The organism is Maribacter aestuarii (genome assembly GCF_027474845.2).
Taxonomy (GTDB): Bacteria; Bacteroidota; Bacteroidia; order Flavobacteriales; family Flavobacteriaceae; genus Maribacter; species Maribacter aestuarii.
Genome location: NZ_CP107031.2, coordinates 121,954 through 146,740, shown reverse-complemented (window position 1 = coordinate 146,740; position 24,787 = coordinate 121,954). Strand labels below are relative to the sequence as shown.

The following is a 24,787-nucleotide window of genomic DNA, read 5'->3' as shown; positions in this document are numbered from 1 at the left end:
ACCTGTCCTAAGTGCTCAATTTCAAGTTCTTAAACCTTCTATTAGGAATGATTTATATTAAACGTCGCTTTCTATATACTCATCGTCTTCAATGGGTTTTCCTTTATCGCCCTTTAAGTATACCTCCAAGAATTCCAATACACGGCTGTAGGCTTCAATTTGATTTTCTTTTTTCACAAAACCGTGACCTTCGTCTTCGAAGAGTACATATTCTACCGGAACACCGTTCTTTTTTACCCCGGCCACTATTTCATCGGATTCCACTTGTAACACACGAGGGTCCTTGGAACCTTGGAGCACAATAAGAGGTTTGGTCACTTTGTCTGTATGGAATAGGGGGGAAATGGCTCTAAGTCTTACAGAATCGGCGCTGTTAGGGTCTCCCAATTCCAAGTATAGCGCTTCTTTCTGGGCTTCCCACCACGAAGGGATACTGCGTAGCGTACGAATCCAGTTGGTAACCCCAAATAAGTTCACCCCCACATCAAATTCTTCCGGCGTATAGGTGAGGGCGGCCATGGTCATATATCCGCCGTAAGAACCTCCTATAATTCCTATTTTTTCCCCATCAATTTCTGGTTGTTGGGCCAGCCAGTCTTTCCCGGCCACACAGTCTTTCAAATCTTTATCGCCGTGATTAAGGTCGTCCATTTGATAAAAAGTCTTACCGTAGCCGCTACTGCCTCTATTATTTACGGCCAAAACGGCATATCCGTGATTTACTAGGTACTGGATGAAAGAACTAAAATTTTGTCTGGATTGGCCTCCAGGTCCCCCATGCACCCAGACCAATGCTGGAACCGGACTTTCTGACGTTGCTTGATGCGGCTTATAGTAAATCGCCGGAATTTCCAATCCGTCAAAGGACTTGTAGCGAATGACTTCGGCATTTACCAAGTCTCGGGCTTCAATCTCATCATTAAGTACATCGGTTAGTTGTGTCTGCTCTTGGGTTTCTAAATTATAAACATACAGATTACTAGGGGTATGAGAACCGCCAGCGTAGAACGTCATCAAGGTTTCGTCATCTGAAAACCCTACATTGCTTACATCCATACCTTCGATTGCCGGTAGGGCAATATTCTTACCTGTAGCAACTTCCTTGATCTCAATTGAATTTTTGGCATCCTCGTTAATGTAGGTTACCTGATATTTCCCATTTTCAGTAAAATAGGTACCCATAATATCCCAACTACGGGTCATTACCTTTTCCTTGGTTTTGTCCGCGATGTTATATTTCATCAGTTGGGCAAATTCGCTTCCATCATCCGTGGTATAATATAGCGCCGTACCGTCCGGTGAAAAATCCTCTGGACTGTTCGCGCTTTGATTGTCATTAATCTTTACCATGGATTTATCTTCCATATTATATATGAATAGGTCGGAATCATTGGTATTGATAGGTTTGATCAATGGTAGATATTTTTTATCATCGGAGAGTCCGCCCAAATAATAACCATCTTCGTTTTTATACAACATTTCTGGTGTTAGGGTTTCCAAATCCATCTCATACAAATCCGTATATCTAGGGTCCCTCTTATTTGAAGCAAATAGGAAACTTTTTTTATCCTTTGTCCATCCATAAAAATTGGCTCTTGCACCTTCATAAGGTGTTAAATCTTTATGCGTACCATCTATATCCCTCAAGTAGATATGATATATTTCATCGCCGTTCCCGTCCATTCGAAAGAGTACACGTTCATCATTGGGAAAGTAGGAGATGGCGAAAATGGATGTGCTATCCGACTGTGTCAACGGGTCCATTTGCCCACCTGTGATGGGAACTGTATACATATTGTAAATTCCAGACCGATTACTGGAAAGCAAAATTTTTGATTTATCCATAGAGAAACTTGCACCACCAATGGCTTCGTTGTCCATCATTTGTTCTATGGTGTAAGTTTTCATGGTCTCAGCTATAGTTGGCTCTTTTGGCTCTTCTTTACAGCTCCATACTAAGGCTATTGCGAATAAGATGGATAGTTTTTTCATGATGTGTTGTTTTGTTTATTATTTCTTTAATACGAACAGCGGGTAATTCTCGTTTGCTCAGCTTCTTAACCCCTCTGGAAATGTTACCTAATTTTCAATACTTGCTTTAATTCAAACTAAATGTTTCTGTCTCCTTAAAGGGTGATACCTCAAGACTTTCTATGGATTCCCGATAGGTTTTCCAATCATCCGTAAAGAACGTATTGGTTTTGTCCAAAGCCATTCTTAGTTCCTCTTTTGCGTACTTAATGAGGTCACGCTCAGTTTTTGTAATCCCGTTTTTTCGACTTCCTGCGTAATAACTCGCGTTCCCAATACGTTGCATAACCGTTATTTCTGGATTACGTGTTATTCCTTGACGCTTGTCCTCTTTGCCCAGATATAAGGCTATTACCGAGTCAATTTCTTTAACGATGTCTTTAGAGGCCTTAATTTGATCTTTGTATTTCTTCTCGTCCATCTCCTTTAATACCTTACTATAGTTCTCTGCAACTGTTTTGCTCTCTACCAATTGCTTAACGGCATTGGCTGCGGTTTGAGTCATTTTTTCAATGGATTTACTCGTTTCGTATACCTCGTTAATTGAGCTGCTATTGATTTGGAGCCGTGGGTCGGACTTTACCTGAATAATGGTTTCATCGGTAACATCCCCAAAACTCATTTGTATTTTATATGTTCCAGGTTTTACTTCAACTCCTCCCGGTTCACTTTTACTTTTACTGATTTTCCTAGAAGGTCGGTCTGGACCTTTTTCATCCATACCCCAATAAATTCTGTGGAAACCAGCTTTTTCTGGAGTCTTATACTTCAAAGTGCGAATCAATCGGTCACCGTCATAAAAGTCAAATTGAATGGAATCCTTTTTCTGTACCCCGGTCAATTTCTCCGAATCCTCCTTCTCGTTAGACGCTTCTGAGCTAGATGAGGCCGCATCGTCATCCATGGAGTCTTTATCATCTTTTTCTGCCGAATCATCTTTTGCCTTATCACCCTTCTTTTTACCCTCCTTTAAAAAATAGGTAATCATCGCACCGGATTTTTTGTTTTCGCCTTGATAAAGGGCATCACCTCCAAAGCGACTTCCCGTTGGTTGTTGATAAGCGGCTTGATAGGCGACAGGTGGTGTAAATAGGGCTGCATCCTTACTTAGTATTGATCTGTCCGAAGCCAATGTCCTTAATGGTCTAATATCGTCCATGACCCATGCTGCGCGGCCAAATGTACCAATGACCAAATCATGTTCCCTTGGATGAATGACCAGATCCTTGGTGGATACGGTAGGAAAATCCTCTTTCCATTTTTGCCAGGTTTGTGCGGCGTTAAAGGAAACGTACAGACCATCATCGGTACCTAAGAACAAAAGGTTAGGATTTTCGGTGTCTTCAACAATACTAAGGGTATAACTTTCCACATCGTTTTCGTCAACAATTCTCGTCCATGTTTTACCGTAATCTTTGGTACGGTAGGCATACGGGGTGTAGTTGAATCTTCTGTAATCGTTCGCTATCAATAAAGCTTCCCCTTTATTTTTGGTGGATGCTTTCACTTGTGGAATCCAACTTCCTTTGGGTAGTCCTTTTATATTTTCAGTTACTTCAATCCATGAGTTACCTCTATTTTGCGTATAATGAACGCGGCCATCATCGGTAGCGACCCAAAGCATATCCTTTTCTATAGTAGAAGGTTCGATGACCAAAATAGTACAATGGTTTTCCGCTCCTGTAGCATCCATGGTTAAACCACCACTTTCTGCCTGCTTTTGCTTTTCAGGGTCGTTAGTGGTCAAATCTGGAGATATGACTACCCAAGTTAGCCCCTTATCGGTACTTTTATGTACGAACTGACTCCCAAAGTACACGGTGCTATTATCAAACGGGTCTTGTCCAATACCTGCATTCCAGTTAAAACGAAGTTTGGTTTCAGCATCCGGCGGGGTAGGGCGCACGATGTAATTATTTCCCGTTACGTGGTCGTAGCGCGATACAAAACCTTGCTGACTCATGGCATAACCAAATTGGGAATTATCCAAATCTGGTACTACATCAAATCCATCACCAAAAGCGATTTCCTGCCAGTAACTATTGCGAATACCTTGCGCTTTCCAGACATAGGCCGGACCCCTCCATGATCCATTGTCCTGCATACCACCATATACATTATACGGATACTCGTTATCCACATTAATATGGTAGAACTGGGCAACGGGTAGATTTCCGATAAAACGCCATGACTTACCCCCGTCCTTGGAGATATTTAGTCCCCCATCGTTCCCGTCCATCATGAACTGACCATTTTCCGGATGGATCCAAAAAGCATGGTGATCTGGATGAACTCCGTTGTCGACTCCATAAGCAGGCATAAGTTCCGTAAAACTTTTTCCGCCGTCCTCTGATACATTTACATATGTAAATACGGAGAATACACGATTTTCATTTTCTGGGTCTACATAGATTTCTGAATAATAAAAAGGGCGATTGCCAATATCATCCTTGTCGTTTATTTTTTTCCATTTATAGCCTCCGTCTTCGGATTTGTATAGCGCATTTTTCTTTGCTTCTATCAAAGCATATACAATATTTGGCTTGCCTGGTGCAATCGCTACTCCAATACGACCTAAATCTCCTTTGGGTAGCCCGTCTTCTTCCGTGAGCTTTTTCCAATTCTTCCCGCCATCATGGGTCATGTACAATCCACTGCCCGCTCCACCAGATTTAAAGAACCATGGGTCACGCTTGTGTTCCCACATAGCAGCAATCAATTTGTTAGGATTGGTAGGGTCCATGATTAAATCCGCCACACCTGTTTTGTTGTTAACAAAGAGTACTTTTTCCCATGTTTCTCCTCCATCAATGGTTTTAAAGACACCGCGTTCCGGGTGCTCTCCCCAGGGCGAGCCGATCGCTCCCACATAAATAGTATTGGGGTTCATCGGGTCAATTTTTATTCTATGGATATGGCGTGTTTTTTCCAAACCCATGGACTTCCAGGTCTTACCGCCATCCAAGGACTTGTAGACACCATAACCTCCATTCAGACTGTTTCTAGGGTTGCCTTCGCCAGTACCCACCCAGATTACAGACGGATTACTTTGCTGTATGGCCACGGCTCCTACTGAAGCTGTAACTTCCTTATCAAAAATCGGTTCCCATTTAATACCGCCAGAAGTGGATTTCCAAAGACCACCAGAGGCCGTACCTACATACATGACATCCGGATTTTCCGTCACAACATCTATCGCGGTTACACGTCCGCTCATACCACCAGGTCCAATGTTCCTGGGCTTTAGGTCCTGCATGAGTTTCATGTCCAATTCTTGAGCGATGGTAAATAATGATGCAAAAAGCATCGATAGGAAGAGTAATTTTTTAATCATTTCTAGTTGAGTTTTTTAGTCGCCTAAATATAGGGGAAATGCATGGGTCGGTTTCTTAAAGAGTTGTTAAGTAAGTTCGCCTAATATTAACAAGGGTTGTTCCCAATTGATAGTTTTTTATTAAAGAGACTTTTGTAACAATGTATGTTTTTTCCAGTCTTACATGTTGAATCAATCAATCAAAATCATAATGAAGGAAAAACTGAATTTATCGAGGCGCATATTTATCACAGCGATTTTTAGCATAATCATATGGGGCCACGTAGCCTGGGATTACTTCCATGACGGTATCCCCGTTCATTACATATTACATGATGACAGTTTACCCGGAATACCTAATTGGTGGGGTGCCTTATTATTTCCTTTTTTCACTTATTTTTTACTCTATCGTATAAATGTGCGAATTGATAAAACTAATAGTAAAGAATCCCTACAAAAAATAGGATTACGATTTTTAGGCGGTTTGCTTTTTGCGGTCGCTATTGCTGTAAGTTTTGTGAATGGCATTGAAATCACCGATTATATCATGGCAGCCGTATTTATACTGGCCTTTATTTTTCCCTTGTACAAATCGGAGTATTTTCTTGGTTGGGTGCTTGGGTCTGCTTTCACCTTTGGGGCTGTTATCCCAATAGGTTTTGGAAGTATTCTATGCTTGCTATTTTTCTTGATATATAAACTAGTTGGCGCTCTGAGAGGATTATTCAAACCAAAAATCAGCTAGTTTAAACCCTTTCAAAAATCCCGAACAATTCGTTACCCCTTCTTGGTGGAATGGAATTATAGCACCGTTCAAAAGTCTGGGTTTTGAAGTAGGGTTTCAAATAATTTAAATACAGTTCCTTGGTACCTCCAAAGGGACGTTTTTCAAGATTTTCCGTTAATGGAATATCGAACCATACCCCAACCAATTTACCATTCGGTTTTAGTAAACAGGCGGTGTGCTCGGCGTAAGCATTCCTATTTTCATCCGTAGGCACTAATGAACAGAAAAATGTTTGTTCCAATATCAGGTCATATTGCCCCTCGTGCTTAAAAAAGTCTTCTTGTATTATCTGCATATCCGGAAAATCAGGATTTCTTTCTTTAAAGGCTTTTAAAGGGTATTCGGAAATATCCAAAATGTAGACATTTTTGAAACCTTGTTTCCAGAGGTATTCCGCTTCATAAGCATTTCCCGCGCCGGGTATTAATATAGAAATTGTCTTATGGGTCAGCTGATCAGCAAATTCTTTGATTGGAGTAGACGGATAACCAATATCCCAACCCGTAGATTGGTTTTCATAGCGATTGGTCCAATATTGTTGTTCTTCTTTCAAAAGTATATTTTAGGAATCACCCATTTTTTATTTCAAAATCAAAAATAGTCATAGTCCATTAATTTAATCGTGCTTTCTTGATGACTAAATTTTTGCTAAGGCACAAATGACCAAAAGCGCCAACGGCCAATATTTGTCTTTGTACTATTGGGCCATTTCCCTATCTTCCACAACTTTTAATTCTTTCAGCTACACATACTTATGAAAAATTGCTTTTTAGTGTTTTATGCCTTTCTATTCTCCCTTTCTATTACTGCACAAACAAATCCACAATGGACTCGATACCCTTCTATCTCACCAGATGGAAATACGATTGCTTTTACCTATAAGGGTGATATTTATAGGGTTTCTGCAGATGGCGGTGCGGCCAAACAATTAACTTTTCATAAGGCCCATGATTTCGCTGTGGTCTGGAGTAAAGATGGTACCAAATTGGCCTTTGCTTCCAATCGTTTTGGAAACTTTGATGTATACGCCATGGATGCCCAAGGTGGCCCCGCAACCAGACTCACTTTTCACAGTGCAGACGAAACGCCCTTTACATTTTCCGTTGATGATATAAATGTGTTGTTCGGAGCGGCTCGGCAAGACGCCGTTTTACACCGTCAGTATCCGATAAGTCGTCAGCCAGAATTATACAGCGTACCCACTTCGGGTGGTAGGGTGTTACAGGTCCTGACAGTTCCTGCCGAGGATGTACAGGTGAACAAGGCCGGAACCCAAATGGTTTATCATGATAAAAAGGGCTATGAGGATACCTTTAGAAAACACCATGTTTCCGCCATTACACGGGATATTTGGACCTATGACGTTGCATCTGGGGAACATACCATGTTAACCAGTTTCAAAGGTGAAGATAGAAACCCAGTCTATGCTCAAAATGAAGAATCGATTTATTATTTGAGTGAAGAAAGCGGTTCTTATAACGTTCATAAATTGGATTTGGCGAATCCGACCCAAAAACAACAACTCACCCAGTTCAAAACTCACCCCATTCGTTCCTTGAGCATGGGCAATGGCAAAATGGCCTTCAGTTATGATGGGGAGCTCTACACGTTTACCGAGGGCTCAGAACCCAAGAAGGTTGAAATTCTGTTAAGAACCCAGGACGCCACCAATGCTGTCGAATATGTTTCCATTAACGATGGTGTTCGTGAAATGGATATTGCGCCGAATGGAAAGGAAATCGCTTTTGTCAGCAGGGGAGAAGTGTTCGTCACCTCTGTAGATGGAGCCATGACGAAACGTTTGACCAATACCCCGGAACAAGAGCGTTTCGTAAAATTTACGCCTGATGGAAAATCGGTCGCCTATGCCAGCGAACGTGATGGAAAATGGACCATTTTCAAAACAACGAAAACCAGGCAAGAAGAACCTTATTTCTTCGCTTCTACCCTTGTAAAGGAAGATACCTTAGTAACCGCCGGCACGGATGTATACCTGCCCGAGTTTTCTCCGGATGGTAATTCAATTGCTTATATAGAGGGACGTAGAACATTGAAAGTAAAAAATTTAAAGACCAACCAAACGACAACCTTGTTGACTCCGGACGACTTGTATCATTTCTCTGACGGTGATAAGTATTACCAATGGAGTCCGGACAGCAAATGGCTTCTTGTAGATTGGGGAGTAACGTTGAGCAATAGTGAAATCTTACTGATTTCGGCAGACGGAAAGACTCGTATGAACCTTACGGAGAGTGGATACTACGACATTGCGCCTAAATGGGTGAACGATGGAAATCAAATAATCTGGTTCGCCAATAGGGAGGGGCTTAAAAGCTATGCTACCAGTGGGCAATCAGAGTTTGATGTGTATAGTATGTTTCTTACAAAAGACAGTTGGGAAAAATTCAATATGAACAAGGAGGAATATGATTTGATGAAACTGATCGAAGAAGGCGATGAAAAGGAGGATGATAAATCGGATGATGAAGATGACAAAAAGAAAAAGAACAAAGAAAAGGACAAGAAAGAAGAAGCTGTAAAACCTCTTAAATTTGATTTTGAAGATGTTCGTGATCGCAAAGCAAGACTAACCATCCACTCCTCTAGACTATCGGATGCGGTCCTTTCCGAAGACGGTGAAAAGCTATATTATCTTACTCGTTTTGAGGACAATTTAAACCTTTGGGAGACTGAAATACGGACCAAAAGCACTAAAATGCTCGTGGAGTTAGATGCTAAATCCGGGAGTTTGCAGTGGGATAAAGAGCAGGAGAACCTATTCCTATTGGCCGATGGAAAAATTTCCAAGATTGATGTCAAGAAAGGAAAAAAAGAACCGGTAAAACTGAATGCGGAAATGGTTTTGGATGCCGATGCCGAGCGGAAGTATATGTTCGATCATATTTGGTTGCGTACGAACGGGATTTTTTATCACAGTAATTTTCATGGTATCGACTGGAAAGCCATGCGTACCGAATACGAAAAATACCTCCCACATATTGGAAATTCCTATGAGTTTGCAGAGATGGTTTCCGAACTTTTGGGGGAACTAAACGTCTCCCATGCCGGAGGGCGGTATGATGATGACATTGACAATGGCGATGAAACTGCATCCTTGGGAATTTTTATGGACTATAAACATACCGGTAACGGAATTAAAATTGCTGAGGTGATTAAAGGAGGCCCATTGGACAAGGCGAGCTTTGAGTTAAAGCCTGGGATGATTATTGAAAAGATTGATGGGGAAACTATTTTACCTTCCCGCGATGTCGCCAGTTATCTGAACAGAAGGAAAGGACAGTTTATGTTGTTGGATATTTTGGATGATAAGAATGTGAGAAAGCAAATCACGGTAAAACCCATTTCTCTTAATGATGAGGGAGGCTTGCTCTATACCCGATGGGTAAAGCAGAACGAGAAGGAAGTTCTAGAAAAAAGCAATGGAAGTCTTGGCTATGTACATATCCCGGGTATGAGCGATGGTCCCTACAGGACCATCTATGAAGAAATGATGGGTAAGTTTATGGATAAGAAAGCGGTTATTGTGGATACCCGTTTTAACGGTGGCGGTGATTTGGTCGCCGATCTGGCCATGTTCTTTACAGGTGTTCCTTTCCTCTCCTATGAAACCGAAGATAGGGTAGTTGGGGGCGAACCTACATCCAGATGGACGAAACCGACCTTGGCAATGTTCAATGAATCCATGTACAGTGACGGTTCTTGTTTTGCGAGTGGGTATGTGGATTTAAAAATTGGTAAGACCGTAGGGATGCCCGTTCCCGGTACCTGTAGTTTTGCGGGTTGGGAACGCTTGCCCAACGGAGGTGTTTGGGGCGTTGTTCCCGTAAGTGCTAAAAATAAGGCTGGGGAGTGGATGGAAAACAACGAAACCAATCCGGAGATATTGGTTAAAAATCAACCTGAGGTAATCGCTAAAGGTCGCGATGAGCAGTTGGAACGGTCTATTGAGGTGTTGATGAAGGAGGTGGACTAAACGAGTAGGGAGTACTGATAAATTCATAGTTGCATCCTATTTACGTTGAGTTATAAAATTCTAGTTTTATAATTGAACTTTAGATTTAAATATTTCAATGTTCCGGATGTTGTATTTTAAACCGAAAAATAAAAATTAATAGATAATTGCTTCTGTATCTTGCCTTTATAAATTTTGATTATGAAAATAAACTTATTGTCTTGTGATGCACAAAGGCCAGATAAAAAAGGAATCGCCAATTGCATTACCGAGATTTCATCTCATGATAGCAACTCTTTGTCCGCCGAACTAACAAATATATTGTTAGAAGGAGACGCTGTAGAAATTGAGGTGGACGATAAAAACTCTGCCTCTGCTTTACGAACTTTACGTAAATTAAATATTGATTATGAAATAATAGAATGAATTTAACCTTACCATCAACTACTTCTTATAAATCTTCCCGTCTTTCATCACAAAAACGACCTTTTTTATACTGGCAATGTCCTTTAGGGGATGACCCTCAACGGCAATGATATCCGCAAGAAATCCTTTTTCCAGTTTCCCCAGCTTATCCAAGTGAAACATGTTGGCATTTCGTGAAGTAGCAGAGACGAGCACATCTAGCGGTTTCATCCCGTATTCCACCATAAGTTCCATTTCCCTATAATTTTCTCCGTGGGTAAAAACACCCACATCTCCGCCAAAAACAATCGGCACTTCGGATTCCAAAGCCAGTTTAAAAGAGGCCTTTTTCTTGGTAATGCGTTCGGGATTGGGGTCAATTCCCTTTTTCCATCCACGGTATTGCGATATGGCGTCACCCGCTGCCAGGGTAGGGCAAAAGCCTATTCCGTTGTCTTTCATCAGTTTAAAGATTTCTAACGTCCCGCCGTCCCCGTGCTCAATAGTTTCCACACCACCGTTGATGGCGCGCCGCATCCCTTCTGGAGTGCTGGCATGTGCAACTATATATTTTCCAGCGCTCTTTGCTGTGGCTACCATGGCGTCTATTTCTTCTTGCAGAAACGTAGGTTGCGAATCCGCTCCGGGCGTCCAGCGGTAATCCGCATATATTTTTATAAAGTCGGCCCCATTCCCCAATTGTCGCCTAACGGTCTCAATTACATTGGGCACGCCACTGGCCGGTTCTGCTCCTAATGGAACTTGAACGCCATCATGAAATCCCTTTGGTCCGTAAGCCCCCGTGGCAACTATAGCCGGACCTGCTACCAATAGTCGTGGCCCGGGAATGATTTCGTCCTCAATGGTTTTCTTCAGGTAAACATCTGTATAACCCGCACCTTCCGCCCCTAGATCACGCATGGTCGTTACTCCGGCCATCAGTGAGTTTTTTGCATGTACGGTGCCTCGAATCGCTCGTTCTACCGAGGATTCTTTTAGCACTTGGTCGTTCCAATCCGTTTCATTGTACGGATGTAAAAGCAAATGGGAATGCCCTTCTATGATTCCGGGCATCAGGGTTTTTCCCGTTAGCAGTATTTCTTTTGTGCCTTTTGGAGTTTTTAAACCGGATGCCGTTCCTGCATAGCTGATGGTATTTCCCTCAACCAGTATTACCCAATTCTCATGCATTTGGATGCCGTCGAAAATACGGTCCGGGATCAATAGGGTTTGCGCTATCGTAGAAGTAGTTATCCAGAAAAGGGCAAGCGCGGAACATACTTTCATTTAAATTATTTTTAGAGGTTAGGTTTTTTTCTGTGTTCGGTACCCTGCTCGTAAGCATAGGTCAAACGGATCAGAGTGGGTTCGGAATACATGCGGCCCAAAAATTGAAGTCCGGCCGGAAGATTTCCAGAAGTGAAGCCCATAGGTACTGTAAAGCCCGGTTGTCCCGTATGGGGTGCGATAATTTGGCTGTTATCACCACGATATTCCTCTTGAAAATTTGCAATTGTCGCTGGTCTATTATTCCAAGAAGGGTAAATAATGGCATCAAGTTCCAGTTCGTCCATCGTTGTTTCAATGGCCTCCCTAAATGCAATATTAAGCACATCGGTATATGTATTTCCACACGGAATACCGTTACGACCGTTTTTTGCATCCCTGTTGCGCACTAACCGCTCCGAAACAAAGGTTTCAGCAGGCCCCAACCTTATAATATCTTCTAACGTTGAAAGGGTGTCGTTCTTTACGTACTCGGCCAAATACGATTCAATGTCTTGCCTAAAGGTATTGCACCATTGATTCCGTCGTAATGAATCAAAATCTGGAATAATTAAGGAATCTATGACCGTGGCGCCCAATTTCCCTATATCAAGAATAGCCCTATTGAAAAGGGATGTGATTTCGGAATCAGGATTGTCATCGCTTAGTTCCCTAAGTACTCCTATCCTCGCATTTTTAAGTCCATTGGTATCTAAATAGCGCATATAGTCGGTTTCCTGTTTGCCCTTAGCATAGAACGTAATGGAATCTTTGGGGTCTAAACCTGAAATTAGGTTCAGGGTACGAGTGGCATCTTCCACGGTTCGGCACATGGGTCCGGCAATATCATTACGTAGGTATAATGGGATAATCCCAGCCCTACTGGTTAGCCCCATGGTGCTACGAAAACCTACCAGGGCATTGTGGGAGGCCGGACCACGAATTGAATTTCCAGTATCTGTTCCCAAACCAATGACCCCAAAATTTGCAGCTATTGAGGCACCTGTTCCCCCACTGGAACCTGCAGGAACATAGTTTGTGTTGTATGGGTTCTTAGTGGTTCCATGCGTAGAACTCGTGGTGTGCATGGGACTAAATGCCCATTCTGCCATGTTCGACTTAGCGATGATAATGGCACCGGCATCCATTAATTGCTGTACCATGGTGGCATTATTATCGGGTACAAAATCCTTTAGGGCCAAAGATCCTCCCGTGGTGGGCATACCTTTGGTATTAAAGTTATCCTTCACGATCATTGGAATACCGTGCAAAGGTCTCAGTTTGCCGGTGGACTTGAACTCCTCGTCAAGTTTCTTGGCAACGTCCAGGGCATTTGGGTTTATGTAAGTAATGGAATTGATAAGACTGTCCTTGGCCTTGATGCGCTCCAAGTAAGCCGACGTTAAAGCTTCAATGTCGTAGGTGCCGTTCTTATAATTTTCATGTATTTCCGCAATCGTAAGTTCGGTAAGATCAATTACTGCTGAATGCTTTGATACAGGTTTTTCTTCTTTGCAACTTAAGATGCATAAAAGTAGCAGTAGGAGTAAAGGAATTCTGTTCATAGTCTTTGTCTAGTTATTGTTTTGCATTAACCATTACTAAAATGCATTAGTTATTGCTGGCATTTCTTGCGATTGTGGCCAATTTCTCATCAATTTCTATTTTTGAAATCCATTTTCCATGGCGCATGACACCAGAAATCTGTTTTAAAGCCTTTAAATCCTCTAAAGGATTGGCATCCAACAAGACCAAATCTGCATCTAGTCCTTCTTTTATTTCTCCAAACTTGTCCTGCATTTCAAAGAAAATGGCTGGGTTTACGGTTCCCGATTTAAGAATTTCCAAAGGGGACATTCCCGCACCCAACATCCCCTGAATTTCATGATGTATGGAAAAACCGGGCACGTTAAACAGCTGCGGGGCATCGGAACCGAGTAACATGCCGTATCCGTTCTCACTCAGTTTTTTTATCAGTTGTTTTCTTATCGAATCAAAGCGTTGCCATTGCTCCTCATTAAAATCTTCTTGAGCCATATAACGGTCTTTGGTACTTTTCCAGTTGGCCAAGGTGGCACTGGGCATATATTTCATTTCCGGTTGTTTTAAGAGTTCGTCTGCAGAAATAGGGGCGAACCAGCGCTCAAAAAGGCTCTGCGTGGGAACGATCCATACCTCGTTCTCTTTAGCCATTTGAACCAATTCATCAATGCGCTCCATTTCGGCCAAGGGTGTAAAGGCATACCCGAAGAAACCATTTTCTGTTTTATTCACATTTTCGGACTCAGGCACTAAGCCTTCTAAAAATCCGTCTACATGGTCTATGGAGGCGTACTTGCTTTTTAAAGCGTGGCGAATACCCACATCCACAGGAACGTGGCCGGAAAACGGAATTTCCACTTCCTTTGCCGTCTTTACAATTTGGTCAAAAATTTCTAATTGAATGCCGGGGTGAATTTTTAAAAAGTCATAACCATCCTTTTGATAGGCCGTTACTTTTTCCTTGGCTTCTTCAATACTTGTAACTGAGTTCCCATTTAAAGACGGACTGGACGTGAAAATTCTCGGACTCACAATTTCTCCCTTTGCTGCTTTCTTTCGTAATTCCAAATGGAGCGGATCGCCTAGCATACCACGGATGGTGGTAATACCGTTGGATAGGTATAGAAATAGGGTTTCTTCAATTCGTTTGGTATCTGTCGTGGGCGGAGGAATATGAGCGTGCATTTCTGCCAAACCTGGAATCATATATTTACCGGTTCCATCTATAGTCGTCGTATAGTTATTGACGTTTTCCTGGACGGTCGAGATTTGTTTTATTTTACCGGAATCGATGACAACATACTGGTTTTCGAGGATAGTTCCGTCCTTCACATCAACAATATGTGCGTTTGAAATCAATATAGCTGTAGGACTTATTTTTTCTTGTGATTGGCCGCAGGAGGCCAATACTAGGAGGAATATAAGGAAGCTTATTTTTTTCATTTGAGGTTATTTTTGAGCCAGATTAAAGATAACTGTTTTAATTTTCAATGGTTATTGAAAAAAGGAATTCGTCCTCTAAAAGGAGTAATTGTCTTGTAATTTTTTTTCGACTATTCGACTAAAACATCGTCCAACAATTCCTGGAGCCCGTCATTATCCAATACTATATCTCCCTTGATTACCCAAGCGATTTTCTTCGTATTGGAAATGTCTTCCAAAGGATTTGCTTCCAAAAGCACCATATCACTTATTTTGCCTACTACCACTGAACCATAATCTGACTCTTGTTTTAGAAATTTTGAACCGTTATATGCCGAAGTCTGTAAGGCCTCTAACGGAGAAATTCCAGCATTTACCAGTGCTTCCAATTCTTGGTGAAGAGAAATACCCGGATACGTGAAGGAGTTGAAAGCACCGCTGTCCGAACCGGCCAATAGTCCTACACCAGCGTCATTTAATGACTTTGCCAATTTTACAAAGAAATCGTCCAAATCCTTTCTGTCTTGAACGGCCTTTTCCGTGGCATTCAACACCCGATTGATACGACCTTGGTAAGTCTTTCGTATTCCATCTGTCATGTATTGTAAGTAGTGGTCTTTGCTATGGTCTATTTCATCCAAATAGCTTAAGACGTTGCCAATATGGAGGCTGGGGACCACATATACATTATTATTCTTAAGACGGGCAAAGGTGCTTTGTGCAGTTGAATCCTGGTAACTCGCCATTAGCGCCGGCATGGCGTCCCAAAAGCCCATTTCATTGTTCGCCAATCGTTTTGTGATTTCCTCTTCCTTTGCAGAGCAACCCTTCATGACATAATATAAATGCTCTATCGCGTCAATTCCAGCTGCTATGGTTTCGTCAAGGGTTACCGTAAACGGCATATGTCCAGAGGTAATTAATCCTCGTTCTTCGGCTGCTTCAATGGTTTTTAAGTAGTTTTCTCCGGCCAATCTGCTTTCATACAGTTTTACAAAATCGACAGGAATACTTTGTAGGGAATCCAAAGCTTTGGTTATGTCCTCTTCGTTTTCAACTTCCAAAGAACCGGCCCAAGTGGGGTCGGGACCATCTATTTTGGGTCCAGAGGTAAAGATGTTTGGACCGGTGAGCGCACCGGCCTTAATTTCTTTTTTCCATTCCATAACGGACGGGGTCAAATCACCTCCGGCATCACGCACCGTCGTGATTCCGTTGGCCATAAATAAATTGAGGAAGTTTTTGTTGGCACCGATTAAACTATCGCCGCCCCTAAAATGAACATGGTTATCCCAAAAACCGGGAAGAATATATTTACCGGTTGCGTCAATGCTATTTTTTGCTTCAAAACTTGAATCGTCATCTATATCGGTAATTTTTTGAATACGTCCATCAGAAATAAAAATATGTCGTAATTCCATATTTCCAGTCTGTAGGTCTATGATATTACCATTACGCACGACAATATCGTAAGTTTGGATTTTTTCTTCCGAACAGGAGCAGAGTATCAGAATAGAAAACAGAATAAGGCTTAAGAGAGGTTCTTGGATTTTCATCCTAGAAAATTAAAGATAATTATCGGTTTATAAACCTTCGTATACCAATAAACACCCCTATAAAAAGAGAATAACCAATGAAAAATGGGACGATGTAATCTTTTAAATTGAAAGCTAGCATCAACCCAATAACCAATAATTGAAATCCTAGGCCAAAAGTGGAGACGGCCGTCATGAACCAATTGGGGAGTCTTTTGCTTTTTACGGCCTCACGGTCTAAATAGTGAATAATCCTGTCAAAAGTACCGTAGAAAAAAGTGTACAAGGCAAAAAGTACGTTCACGGTCTTTTGTTTCTCTCCCTTCATGGCTTTTGGGGGGTCATTCTCAAAAATACGGCTTGTGGTATCCCCATTGTAGCGGTTGCGAAGAATTACGTAATAGTAATTGTATAAGGTTCCCTGCAATTGAATTCCACAGAAAGCCAATAGCGTAAACAGGATGGAACCATCCGTGACGTACCAAATCGTAATTAACAATAACAAATTTAGTATGATATCCGAAACAGAGTCCAAATACCTTCCCGTGTAGCTCGGGGTTTCTTTAATACGTGCCAGTTCTCCATCTGCGGCATCCAAAACAGATTTTAGCACCAAAAAAAATGCGGTGGCCCAATAATAATGGTTTAGAATGCAGGCAATGGCCAGCAGCCCCGAAATTACGAAGGCAATGGTAACATGAATTGGAGTGAAGGAGGTGTTTTTAAGCGAATGTGCAATAACTTTCGCTATCGGTCTACCATAATCCGATAAGTCCAAAAATTGATTTTTCTTGGGTAATTTTGACATTTTAAAAGTAATCCAAGAGGAAAACCAATAACGGAAACACGCTAGCTTGGTACACCTTTTGAATTACATTGATACAAAAATAAGATTTAATTTACGAATGGGTATAACGGATTTACTCCGTTATCACTTTTCTATCCCTCATATCATATCTATCCCCACTTTGTAAAAAGTAGAATACATTTTCTTTTTTCGGCAGCGTTTTCAAATCGCTTCCTTCCCGTGACCAGAAAGTGCCATCATAAATTAATACGTTACTCTCGCCAATGACTTCAAATTCATTCCCCTGGACTACGATGGCGGTACTTTCATCAATCCCGATGCCCAATAGCTCCGGTCTGTTTTTTAGGATGTCGAACATATCGAACTGACGGTTCCTGGCCAGCACGTGTTGGTCAATGGCAATATTTTTTATATATCCGAAACCCTCTTCGTGATCGCCCATCATAATTTGATTGTTCTTGGTATCGCCCCTAGCCAAATAGGAACCTTGAATGGTTGCCCCTGCCGAGGTGCCACCTATAACACCACCTCGATTTAATAATTCCAGTAACAATTTTTCCGTTTGTGTGCCGTCATAAGCGTCAACCAAGCGCCATTGCCGACCTCCTCCGAACCACACCGCATTAGCACTCTTCAAAAGTTTGGTAAAACTGTCAGAATCGGCTTCGTCTTTATCATAAGTATGTAAGATGTGAACGTTGGTAGCGCCATAATTCTTTAATTGTTCGGCAAACCAAACGTTTTCCAAATCTATTTCTCCACCTGCCGCAGTTGGGATTACCACGATTGGAGCCTTTCTGCCACCCGCCAAGGTGATAAATTTTTCTGTTATTTCCGTGCCCATTCGGCCACCTCCCGCAATTACCAAACTACCCTTTTTAGGTCCGGTCGTCACAGCGTTACCTGGCAAATTTTGGCCATAAAAAATAGCTGAAGTAAATAGTAGGATAAGTATTTGTAAGTATTTAATTATCATATTTTTATAATTTTATTTGGACTAACGAGAGCTTTCTAAACGGTATTTTTGGTTTAATTCACAAAGGCGTACAATTTCTGTGATACGTTTTTGTCTGGTTACCTCCCTTTTGGCCTGATTAAGCCAGTAAAGATAACTCTTACGCTGGCCTCTGGTGAAGGCTTTATAATTTTTAAATGCTCGGGGATTTTTATCAAAAGCAACTTTTAAGTCTTGGGGAACTATACCATTTTCCACATCATCCAAGGCAGTCCAAGAACCGTTTTCCTTTGCAATTTTAATGGAGGTCAATCCACTCTCATGCATCAAGTCTTCTTTAAGTAGGCTCTTTATATAATTTTTATTGACTTTGCTCCACACACTTTTTGGTTTTCTAGGGCAGAAATATTGGCGTCGCTTTCCATCGCCAAGACTTTTTACCGTACTGTCTATCCATCCAAAACAGAGGGCTACTTTTACGGCTTCTTCCCATCGCATACTGTCATTTTCGTGCGCTAACTTATAGAAAATCAAATAAATTCCTTCGGATTTGTTATGATTTTCGTGTAACCAAATTCGCCATTGGTCATCGTTATTAAAATACAGTTCCTGAATTTTGGACATCGTACGGGTTTATTGGTGGATTATTCTTAAAAATACAACCTAATAAAAAAAATATTAAAATGTGTATGGAGTAATATGTATTTTTAGGGATTAAATAAATAGTTAACGGCAAAATTGTGCACATGAAAAAAGTTCTTCCTATTCTCATACTATTATTCACTCTTGTTCTTGCATCTTGTAGTAATGAAAGAGATGGCAAGCCTAAAATTTTGGTATTTTCAAAAACGATGGGTTTCAAACATGCCTCTATCCCAACAGGCATCGCTACCATTCAAAAGTTAGGTTCGGAAAACGGATTTGCCGTCGACACCACAAAAAATGCAGACTTGTTCAATGATGAAAATCTGAAACAATATTCTGCCATCGTGTTTTTGAGCACAACCATGAATGTATTGGACCATAACCAGGAAGCTGCCTTTGAAAGGTATATCCAATCTGGAGGAGGATTTGTGGGTATACATGCTGCTGCGGACTGTGAGTACGATTGGGGTTGGTACAATAAATTAGTAGGTGCACAATTTTTGAGTCACCCGGCAGGAACACCCGAAGCTAATTTTATTATAAAGGACAATAGTTTCATTGCCACGCAGCATTTTACCGATTCCGTTTGGACTAGGTCTGACGAAATCTATAACTACAAGAACATTAACCCGGACGTAAATGTAATTATGACGGTTGATGAATCAACGTATGAAGGAGGCCAAAATGGCGAAAACCATCCTTTTTCGTGGTATCATGAATTTGATGGTGGTAGAGCCTTTTATACCGGTGCCGGCCATACACAAGAAAGTTTTTCAGAAGAGCTTTTCTTAAAGCACATTTTGGGCGGTATTCAATATGCCATTGGAGAAAATCTGAATCTGGATTACAGCAAGGCCACTACACAGATACCACCGGAAATTGATAGGTTCTCCAAGGTGGTCCTTACAGAAGGAAAGTTCTTTGAACCCACCGAGATGACGGTTCTTCCTAATAACGATGTGCTTATCGGACAACGAAGGGGAGAAGTTATGCTATTTGATGCAGAAACCGAGGAGCTGACCGAAGTGGCCAAATTTGATGTCTATCACAAGACGTTGAATACTCCCGGCGTGAATGCCGAGGAAGGTTTAATGGGCCTTCAAAAAGACCCGGATTATTCCAACAACAACTGGATTTACGTCTTCTATGCTCCAACCGGCGATGAGTCCGTAAATCGCTTGTCCAGGTTCAAGTTCAAAGATGGTGTTTTTGATATGTCTTCCGAACAAAAGATATTGGATGTGAATTCTGACCGTGAAATTTGCTGTCATACAGGAGGTTCCATTGCCTTTGGTGGAGATGGACTTTTATATTTATCTACAGGTGATAATTCCACACCATTCAATGAAAAGGACGTAAAATATGTGAATAATGGTTTTGCGCCTTTGAACGATATACCGGGGCATTCACAGTACGATGCCAGGAGGTCTTCTGGAAACACAAACGATTTAAGAGGTAAAATTCTTCGTATTAAAGTTAAGGAAGATGGTACCTATGAGATTCCGGAAGGTAATTTATTTGCGGTAGGAACGGAAAAGACCCGACCCGAAATATATACTATGGGGCACCGTAACCCATATCGTATTTCCGTAGATTCAAAAAGAGGATATGTTTATTGGGGAGATGTAGGGCCAGATGCGCGAGCAGATAGCTTAGATACTAGAGGGCCAAGAGGGTACGATGAAATGAACCAGGCCAGACAGGCTGGTAATTTCGGATGGCCCTTGTTTATAGGGAACAATTTTGCGTACCGCGACTATAACTACGAAACGGGTGAATCTGGAGATGAATTTGACCCTGAGAATCCGATAAATGATTCTCGCAACAATACAGGATTAAGGGAGTTGCCCCCAGCGCAGGGAGCTTACGTTTACTATCCGTATGTGGAAACGAGTACTTTTCCTCAAGTTGGTACGGGGGAAGAAACGCCATGGCCGGACCTACTTACTATTCCGATGAATATCCGAACGGGGGTGGTTTGCCGAGTTATTACGACGGTAAGGTCATTATTTATGATTGGATGCGTGGTTGGATGATGGCCGTGAGCCTTTTTGAAGACGGAAGTTTCAACAAAATGGAGCCTTTTGCATCGGATATTAAAGTAAACAACCTCATTGATATGGAAATGGGTCCCGATGGTAGGATGTATCTTCTAGAGTATGGCAGCGGTTGGTTTACAGCTAATGATAATTCAGCTTTGAGCTATGTTGATTTTAATGGTGGTAATAGGCCTCCGGTCATAGATAATATGATTGTAGATAAAACTTCTGGGAAAGTGCCGCTTTCTATTAATGCCAAAGTGCAGGCTCATGACCGTGAGAACGATGCTGTTTCTTACTTATGGGATTTGGGTAACGGCGAAACCAAAGAAACCACGGAGCCGGAGATTTCTTATACCTATGGCACTGTGGGTGATTATAGAATTTCGGTAGTGGTTAAAGATGCTGGTGGAGAGTCAGCGAAAAGTGCGGCTACATCCGTCGTGGCAGGGAATTCACGACCTGAAGTGGATATCGCCATTAAGGGTGGAAATTCGTCATTTTACGTACCTGGCCAACCGGTAAAGTATGAAGTTAAGGTGACCGATGCTGAAGGTGGAGAAATTAACCCGGATAATATTTATGTATCGGTAGATTATTTAGAAGGTATGGATAAGGTGGCAATGTCTTTAGGTCATCAACAGGTCTCCGCAGCAGTTACAGGTAAGGCATTGACCCAAGCCATGGACTGCAAGACTTGCCATAAGGAAGCTTCAGCATCTATAGGCCCTAATTATATGGATATCTCTAAAAAATACAAGGGCGATAGGGATGCTATGGCCTACTTAAAAAAGAAAATTGTAGAAGGTGGCTCAGGAGTTTGGGGCGAGGTCATGATGCCTGCTCATCCAACTATAACTTCGGACGAGTCCCGGCAAATAGCAACTTATATTATTTCCTTGGCCGGAAGTGTAGGGCGCGGTAGAAAACCATCGCTACCGCCTTCTGGCAGTATTGCCGCCGAGGATAATAATCAAGGGAACTTGATGGTCCTAACGGCAAGTTATACCGATAATGGTTCTGAGGAAGGTGCTGTTCCGCTCACCGGTTCAAAAACCGTTGCCTTGGCAAGTAATACCGTGAAATTTTCAGCCGATACAAAAACACAGGATATGATGGCCGTTACCTACGGTGGTCAGGATTTACTTTTATTACAAGGAGAAAAAGGCTGGTTTCAATTGGAGGATATCGATTTAGCTGGTGTTAACGCTGTGGTTTTGACTGCAGGATGGCAAGAAGCCCCAAAGGCCTCTTATGAATTTGACATACGTTTAGATTCCCCGGATGGAGAACTTATTGGACAAGGTACTATGGCTGCTCCACCGGCAGGTAGCCCTGGAACCGCTATAGTCATTCCTTTAAGTGCCAAATCCAGTGGAAAGAAAGATATTTATATCTCTGGAAAAGTGGCTGAAGGTCAGGAGCCCTCAATGGTCGCTTTAATGAGTGCAACATTCAACTAGTCATCTTTTTAATAGTGAAAAAAAAGGCCCGCAGTAAAGTGGGCTTTTGTTCTTTATGGGAAACTGTTGGGTTACAGTTGGAGGCTAATTTGCTTAAATATCAATCATTTAACATCCAAACATTCAGAACTCGTATTTAGGACTTCAAAATAGTTGTTAGTCGAAATTTCTTAGTAGGTATGCTTAATTGTTATTAACTTTAAGTGACAACAGTATTTAGCACTTTACTTTTTATATGGGAACTTTTCTAAAAAAATATACTACCCTTACCAAGGCACTCACTTGTTTGCTGCTTTCCCTGTTTTTCGGAAGCTATTATTCGTGTCAACAAAATCCCTCTACTTCTGAAAGAGTAATTGCAAAGGCTGATTTACAAGGTATTCCGGAAAAAATAGATTTTACGTTCGACGTGAAACCCATTCTTTCCGATCGTTGCTTTAAATGTCATGGTCCGGATAAAAATGCGATTGAAGCCGGACTCTCTTTGAACAAAGCGGAAGACGCTTATATTGCACTTGGTGAACATAAGGACCGGTTTGCTATTGTTCCGAATCAACCGGATAAGAGCGAGTTGGTACATCGTATCTATTCTGAAGATCCGAATTTAGTAATGCCTCCCCCAGAATCCAATTTAGATTTATCTCCGAAAGAAAAAGCGATTCTCGAAAAATGGATTGCCCAAGGGGCGGAATATAAAGAACATTGGGCATTTATCCCGCCAGAGAAATCTAAGGTTCCTTCAGTTGATGGTGATGATTGGGGTGAAAACGAGGTTGACCGTTTCGTTATGGAAAAATTACAATTGAACGGACTTGCTCCATCTCCACAAGCGTCGAAGGAAAAGTTGATTCGTCGTGTATATTTAGACCTTACCGGACTCCCGCCAACTCCGGCACAGGTAAATTCCTTTGTGAAGAATGAATCACCTGAAGCCTATGAAAATCTTATAGATTCGTTGTTACAGACCATTGACTATGCAGAACATATGGCGGCGGAGTGGATGGATATTGCTCGTTATGCGGATACGCATGGTTATCAAGACGATTTTGAACGTACCATGTGGCCATGGCGGGATTGGGTTATCCACGCTTTTGATGAGAACATGCCCTATGACGAATTTGTTTCGGTTCAACTTGCCGGGGACCTCATGCCCGATGCCAATTTGGAAAAGATATTGGCCACGGGTTTCAATCGAAATCACAAGATAACTTTTGAAGGGGGAACTATTCCAGAGGAATACCATGTGGAATACGTAGAGGATAGATTACAGACCTTCGGAACCGCATTCTTAGGATTAACGCTGGAATGCGCCAGATGTCACGATCACAAATACGATCCTATAAGCCAAAAAGAACATTTTCAGCTTTTCAGCTTTTTTAATAACAACAAAGAGAAACAAACGGTGCCCTTGCCAAGTGAAACCCCGGAACCTTTCATTACGATTACAGAAAAAGAAGCAAACGGTGTTTTGAGCTTCATCAACTTACAAAAATCCAATAAAAAGGAAGTTCCTGTTATGGTAATGTACGAGCGCGAGGAGCAGAAGCCTGCCTTTATTTTAAACAGGGGTGTCTATGACCAACCAACCGACCAGGTCTTTCCGGACACACCTCGTTCTGTATTAACGTTCCCAGAGAGTTATCCAAAAAACCGCTTGGGACTTTCCAGATGGCTTTTCGACGCTGATAATCCGTTAACGGCTAGAGTAGTGGTAAACCGACTTTGGCAACGTATGTTCGGAACGGGGTTGGTAAGTACTTCCTATGATTTTGGAAATCAAGGTGCTTTGCCTTCCCATCCACAATTATTGGACTTTTTGGCCATTAAATTTAGGGAAGAGGGTTGGGACACCAAACGCATGCTACGCTACATAGCCCTTTCTGCTACCTATAAACAAACTTCGGTGACTACCCCGGAGCTTTTAGAAAAAGACCCGGCCAACAAATGGTTAGCCCGAGCTACTCGTTTGCGCCTCACGGCCGAGATGATACGCGACCAAGCTCTGGCCATAAGTGGATTATTGTCTAAAGAAGTTGGAGGCCCAAGTGTTAAACCCTACCAACCGGAGGGCATTTGGGAGGAAACTACAGGTGGTGGTGGCGGTAGTACCGCTAGGTATGTGCAAAGTACAGGTAAAGATTTATACCGAAAGAGTTTGTATACCTTTTGGAAACGTACCGTTCCGCCACCAAGTATGATGACTTTTGACACCTCTTCCAGGGATTTATGTTCCGTAAAGCGCCAAGAAACGAATACGCCGCTACAGGCTCTTGTGCTGTTGAACGACCCCCAAATTATTGAAGCATCCCGGGCATTGGCTACGGTTACACTGAATAAATACCCTAAGGAAGTGGAGAAACAAATTTCTTATGTTTTCCAAAAAGCTACTTCCCGCTTGCCGGATACGGAGGAGCTTAACATGCTGAGGGAGCATTATGAGGACATGAAGGTCAAAATGGACAACGGGATTATAGAAGCATCGGAGTACAACAGCATAGGTGAATTTAATGCGGAAATGGACGTTACGGAGAAGGAGTTGGCATCTCTGTCCTTGGTAGTACACACGATTTTAAATTTGGACGAAAGCATCACCAGAGGTTAAC

The 24,787-nt window shown here is 42.0% G+C and carries 16 protein-coding genes; 6 read left to right on the top strand and 10 right to left on the bottom strand.

The features are described from left to right. Positions 1 to 57 precede the first annotated feature (57 nt). Positions 58 to 1,992: a S9 family peptidase gene (locus tag N8A89_RS00650; protein ID WP_289644712.1), complete on the bottom strand. Its 1,935-nt coding sequence runs from the start codon at positions 1,990 to 1,992 to the stop codon at positions 58 to 60. 106 nt (positions 1,993 to 2,098) lie between these two features. Continuing rightward, the gene (locus N8A89_RS00645; protein WP_430682120.1) at positions 2,099 to 5,362 is read right to left on the bottom strand and encodes a VPS10 domain-containing protein; all 3,264 of its coding nucleotides are present in this window, start codon (positions 5,360 to 5,362) and stop codon (positions 2,099 to 2,101) included. A gap of 193 nt (positions 5,363 to 5,555) precedes the next feature. On the opposite strand from N8A89_RS00645, the gene N8A89_RS00640 reads away from it, so the two are divergent. Further along, positions 5,556 to 6,089, top strand: coding sequence for a hypothetical protein (locus N8A89_RS00640; RefSeq protein ID WP_281540504.1), 534 nt, complete (start codon positions 5,556 to 5,558; stop codon positions 6,087 to 6,089). 1 nt (position 6,090) lies between these two features. Here N8A89_RS00640 and N8A89_RS00635 read toward each other — a convergent pair whose 3' ends face one another. Continuing rightward, a complete protein-coding gene (locus N8A89_RS00635; protein WP_281540503.1) occupies positions 6,091 to 6,684 on the bottom strand; it encodes a methyltransferase domain-containing protein in 594 nt (197 codons plus the stop codon). 201 nt (positions 6,685 to 6,885) lie between these two features. Here N8A89_RS00635 and N8A89_RS00630 point away from each other — a divergent pair, with 201 nt between their 5' ends. After that, positions 6,886 to 10,125 carry a S41 family peptidase gene (locus N8A89_RS00630; RefSeq protein WP_281540502.1) on the top strand — a complete coding sequence of 1,080 codons (3,240 nt, stop codon included), beginning with the start codon at positions 6,886 to 6,888 and terminating at the stop codon, positions 10,123 to 10,125. Between the two features lie 180 nt (positions 10,126 to 10,305). Beyond that, positions 10,306 to 10,530, top strand: a complete 225-nt coding sequence (locus N8A89_RS00625) for a hypothetical protein (protein WP_281540501.1) — start codon at positions 10,306 to 10,308, stop codon at positions 10,528 to 10,530. Positions 10,531 to 10,548: 18 nt separating this feature from the next. Here N8A89_RS00625 and N8A89_RS00620 read toward each other — a convergent pair whose 3' ends face one another. From N8A89_RS00620 to N8A89_RS00590, 7 genes are all read right to left on the bottom strand, one after another. Further along, positions 10,549 to 11,796, bottom strand: coding sequence for a metal-dependent hydrolase family protein (locus N8A89_RS00620; RefSeq protein ID WP_281540500.1), 1,248 nt, complete (start codon positions 11,794 to 11,796; stop codon positions 10,549 to 10,551). Positions 11,797 to 11,807: 11 nt separating this feature from the next. After that, positions 11,808 to 13,340, bottom strand: a complete 1,533-nt coding sequence (locus N8A89_RS00615) for an amidase (RefSeq protein ID WP_281540499.1) — start codon at positions 13,338 to 13,340, stop codon at positions 11,808 to 11,810. Between the two features lie 46 nt (positions 13,341 to 13,386). Next, entirely contained in the window at positions 13,387 to 14,760 is a 1,374-nt protein-coding gene (locus N8A89_RS00610) for an amidohydrolase family protein (RefSeq protein WP_289644711.1), read from the bottom strand. A 110-nt stretch (positions 14,761 to 14,870) separates the two neighbouring features. Continuing rightward, on the bottom strand, positions 14,871 to 16,295 hold the full coding sequence (locus tag N8A89_RS00605; protein WP_281540497.1) for an amidohydrolase family protein: 1,425 nt from the start codon (positions 16,293 to 16,295) through the stop codon (positions 14,871 to 14,873). Between the two features lie 19 nt (positions 16,296 to 16,314). After that, positions 16,315 to 17,082: a CDP-alcohol phosphatidyltransferase family protein gene (locus N8A89_RS00600; RefSeq protein ID WP_289644710.1), complete on the bottom strand. Its 768-nt coding sequence runs from the start codon at positions 17,080 to 17,082 to the stop codon at positions 16,315 to 16,317. 112 nt (positions 17,083 to 17,194) lie between these two features. Continuing rightward, positions 17,195 to 18,058: a cyanophycinase gene (locus tag N8A89_RS00595; RefSeq protein ID WP_281540496.1), complete on the bottom strand. Its 864-nt coding sequence runs from the start codon at positions 18,056 to 18,058 to the stop codon at positions 17,195 to 17,197. Positions 18,059 to 18,079: 21 nt separating this feature from the next. After that, positions 18,080 to 18,661: a YdeI/OmpD-associated family protein gene (locus N8A89_RS00590; RefSeq protein WP_281540495.1), complete on the bottom strand. Its 582-nt coding sequence runs from the start codon at positions 18,659 to 18,661 to the stop codon at positions 18,080 to 18,082. A 122-nt stretch (positions 18,662 to 18,783) separates the two neighbouring features. Here N8A89_RS00590 and N8A89_RS00585 point away from each other — a divergent pair, with 122 nt between their 5' ends. The 3 genes from N8A89_RS00585 (at position 18,784) to N8A89_RS00575 (ending at position 24,786) form a co-directional block, all read left to right on the top strand. Then, complete coding sequence (locus N8A89_RS00585; protein WP_281540494.1) at positions 18,784 to 20,718, top strand: ThuA domain-containing protein; 1,935 nt, start codon at positions 18,784 to 18,786, stop codon at positions 20,716 to 20,718. Then, positions 20,613 to 22,184 carry a PKD domain-containing protein gene (locus N8A89_RS00580; RefSeq protein WP_281540493.1) on the top strand — a complete coding sequence of 524 codons (1,572 nt, stop codon included), beginning with the start codon at positions 20,613 to 20,615 and terminating at the stop codon, positions 22,182 to 22,184. The genes N8A89_RS00585 and N8A89_RS00580 overlap by 106 nt, the downstream gene beginning before the upstream one ends. A gap of 235 nt (positions 22,185 to 22,419) precedes the next feature. Beyond that, positions 22,420 to 24,786, top strand: coding sequence for a PSD1 and planctomycete cytochrome C domain-containing protein (locus N8A89_RS00575; RefSeq protein WP_289644709.1), 2,367 nt, complete (start codon positions 22,420 to 22,422; stop codon positions 24,784 to 24,786). Position 24,787: the final 1 nt, after the last annotated feature.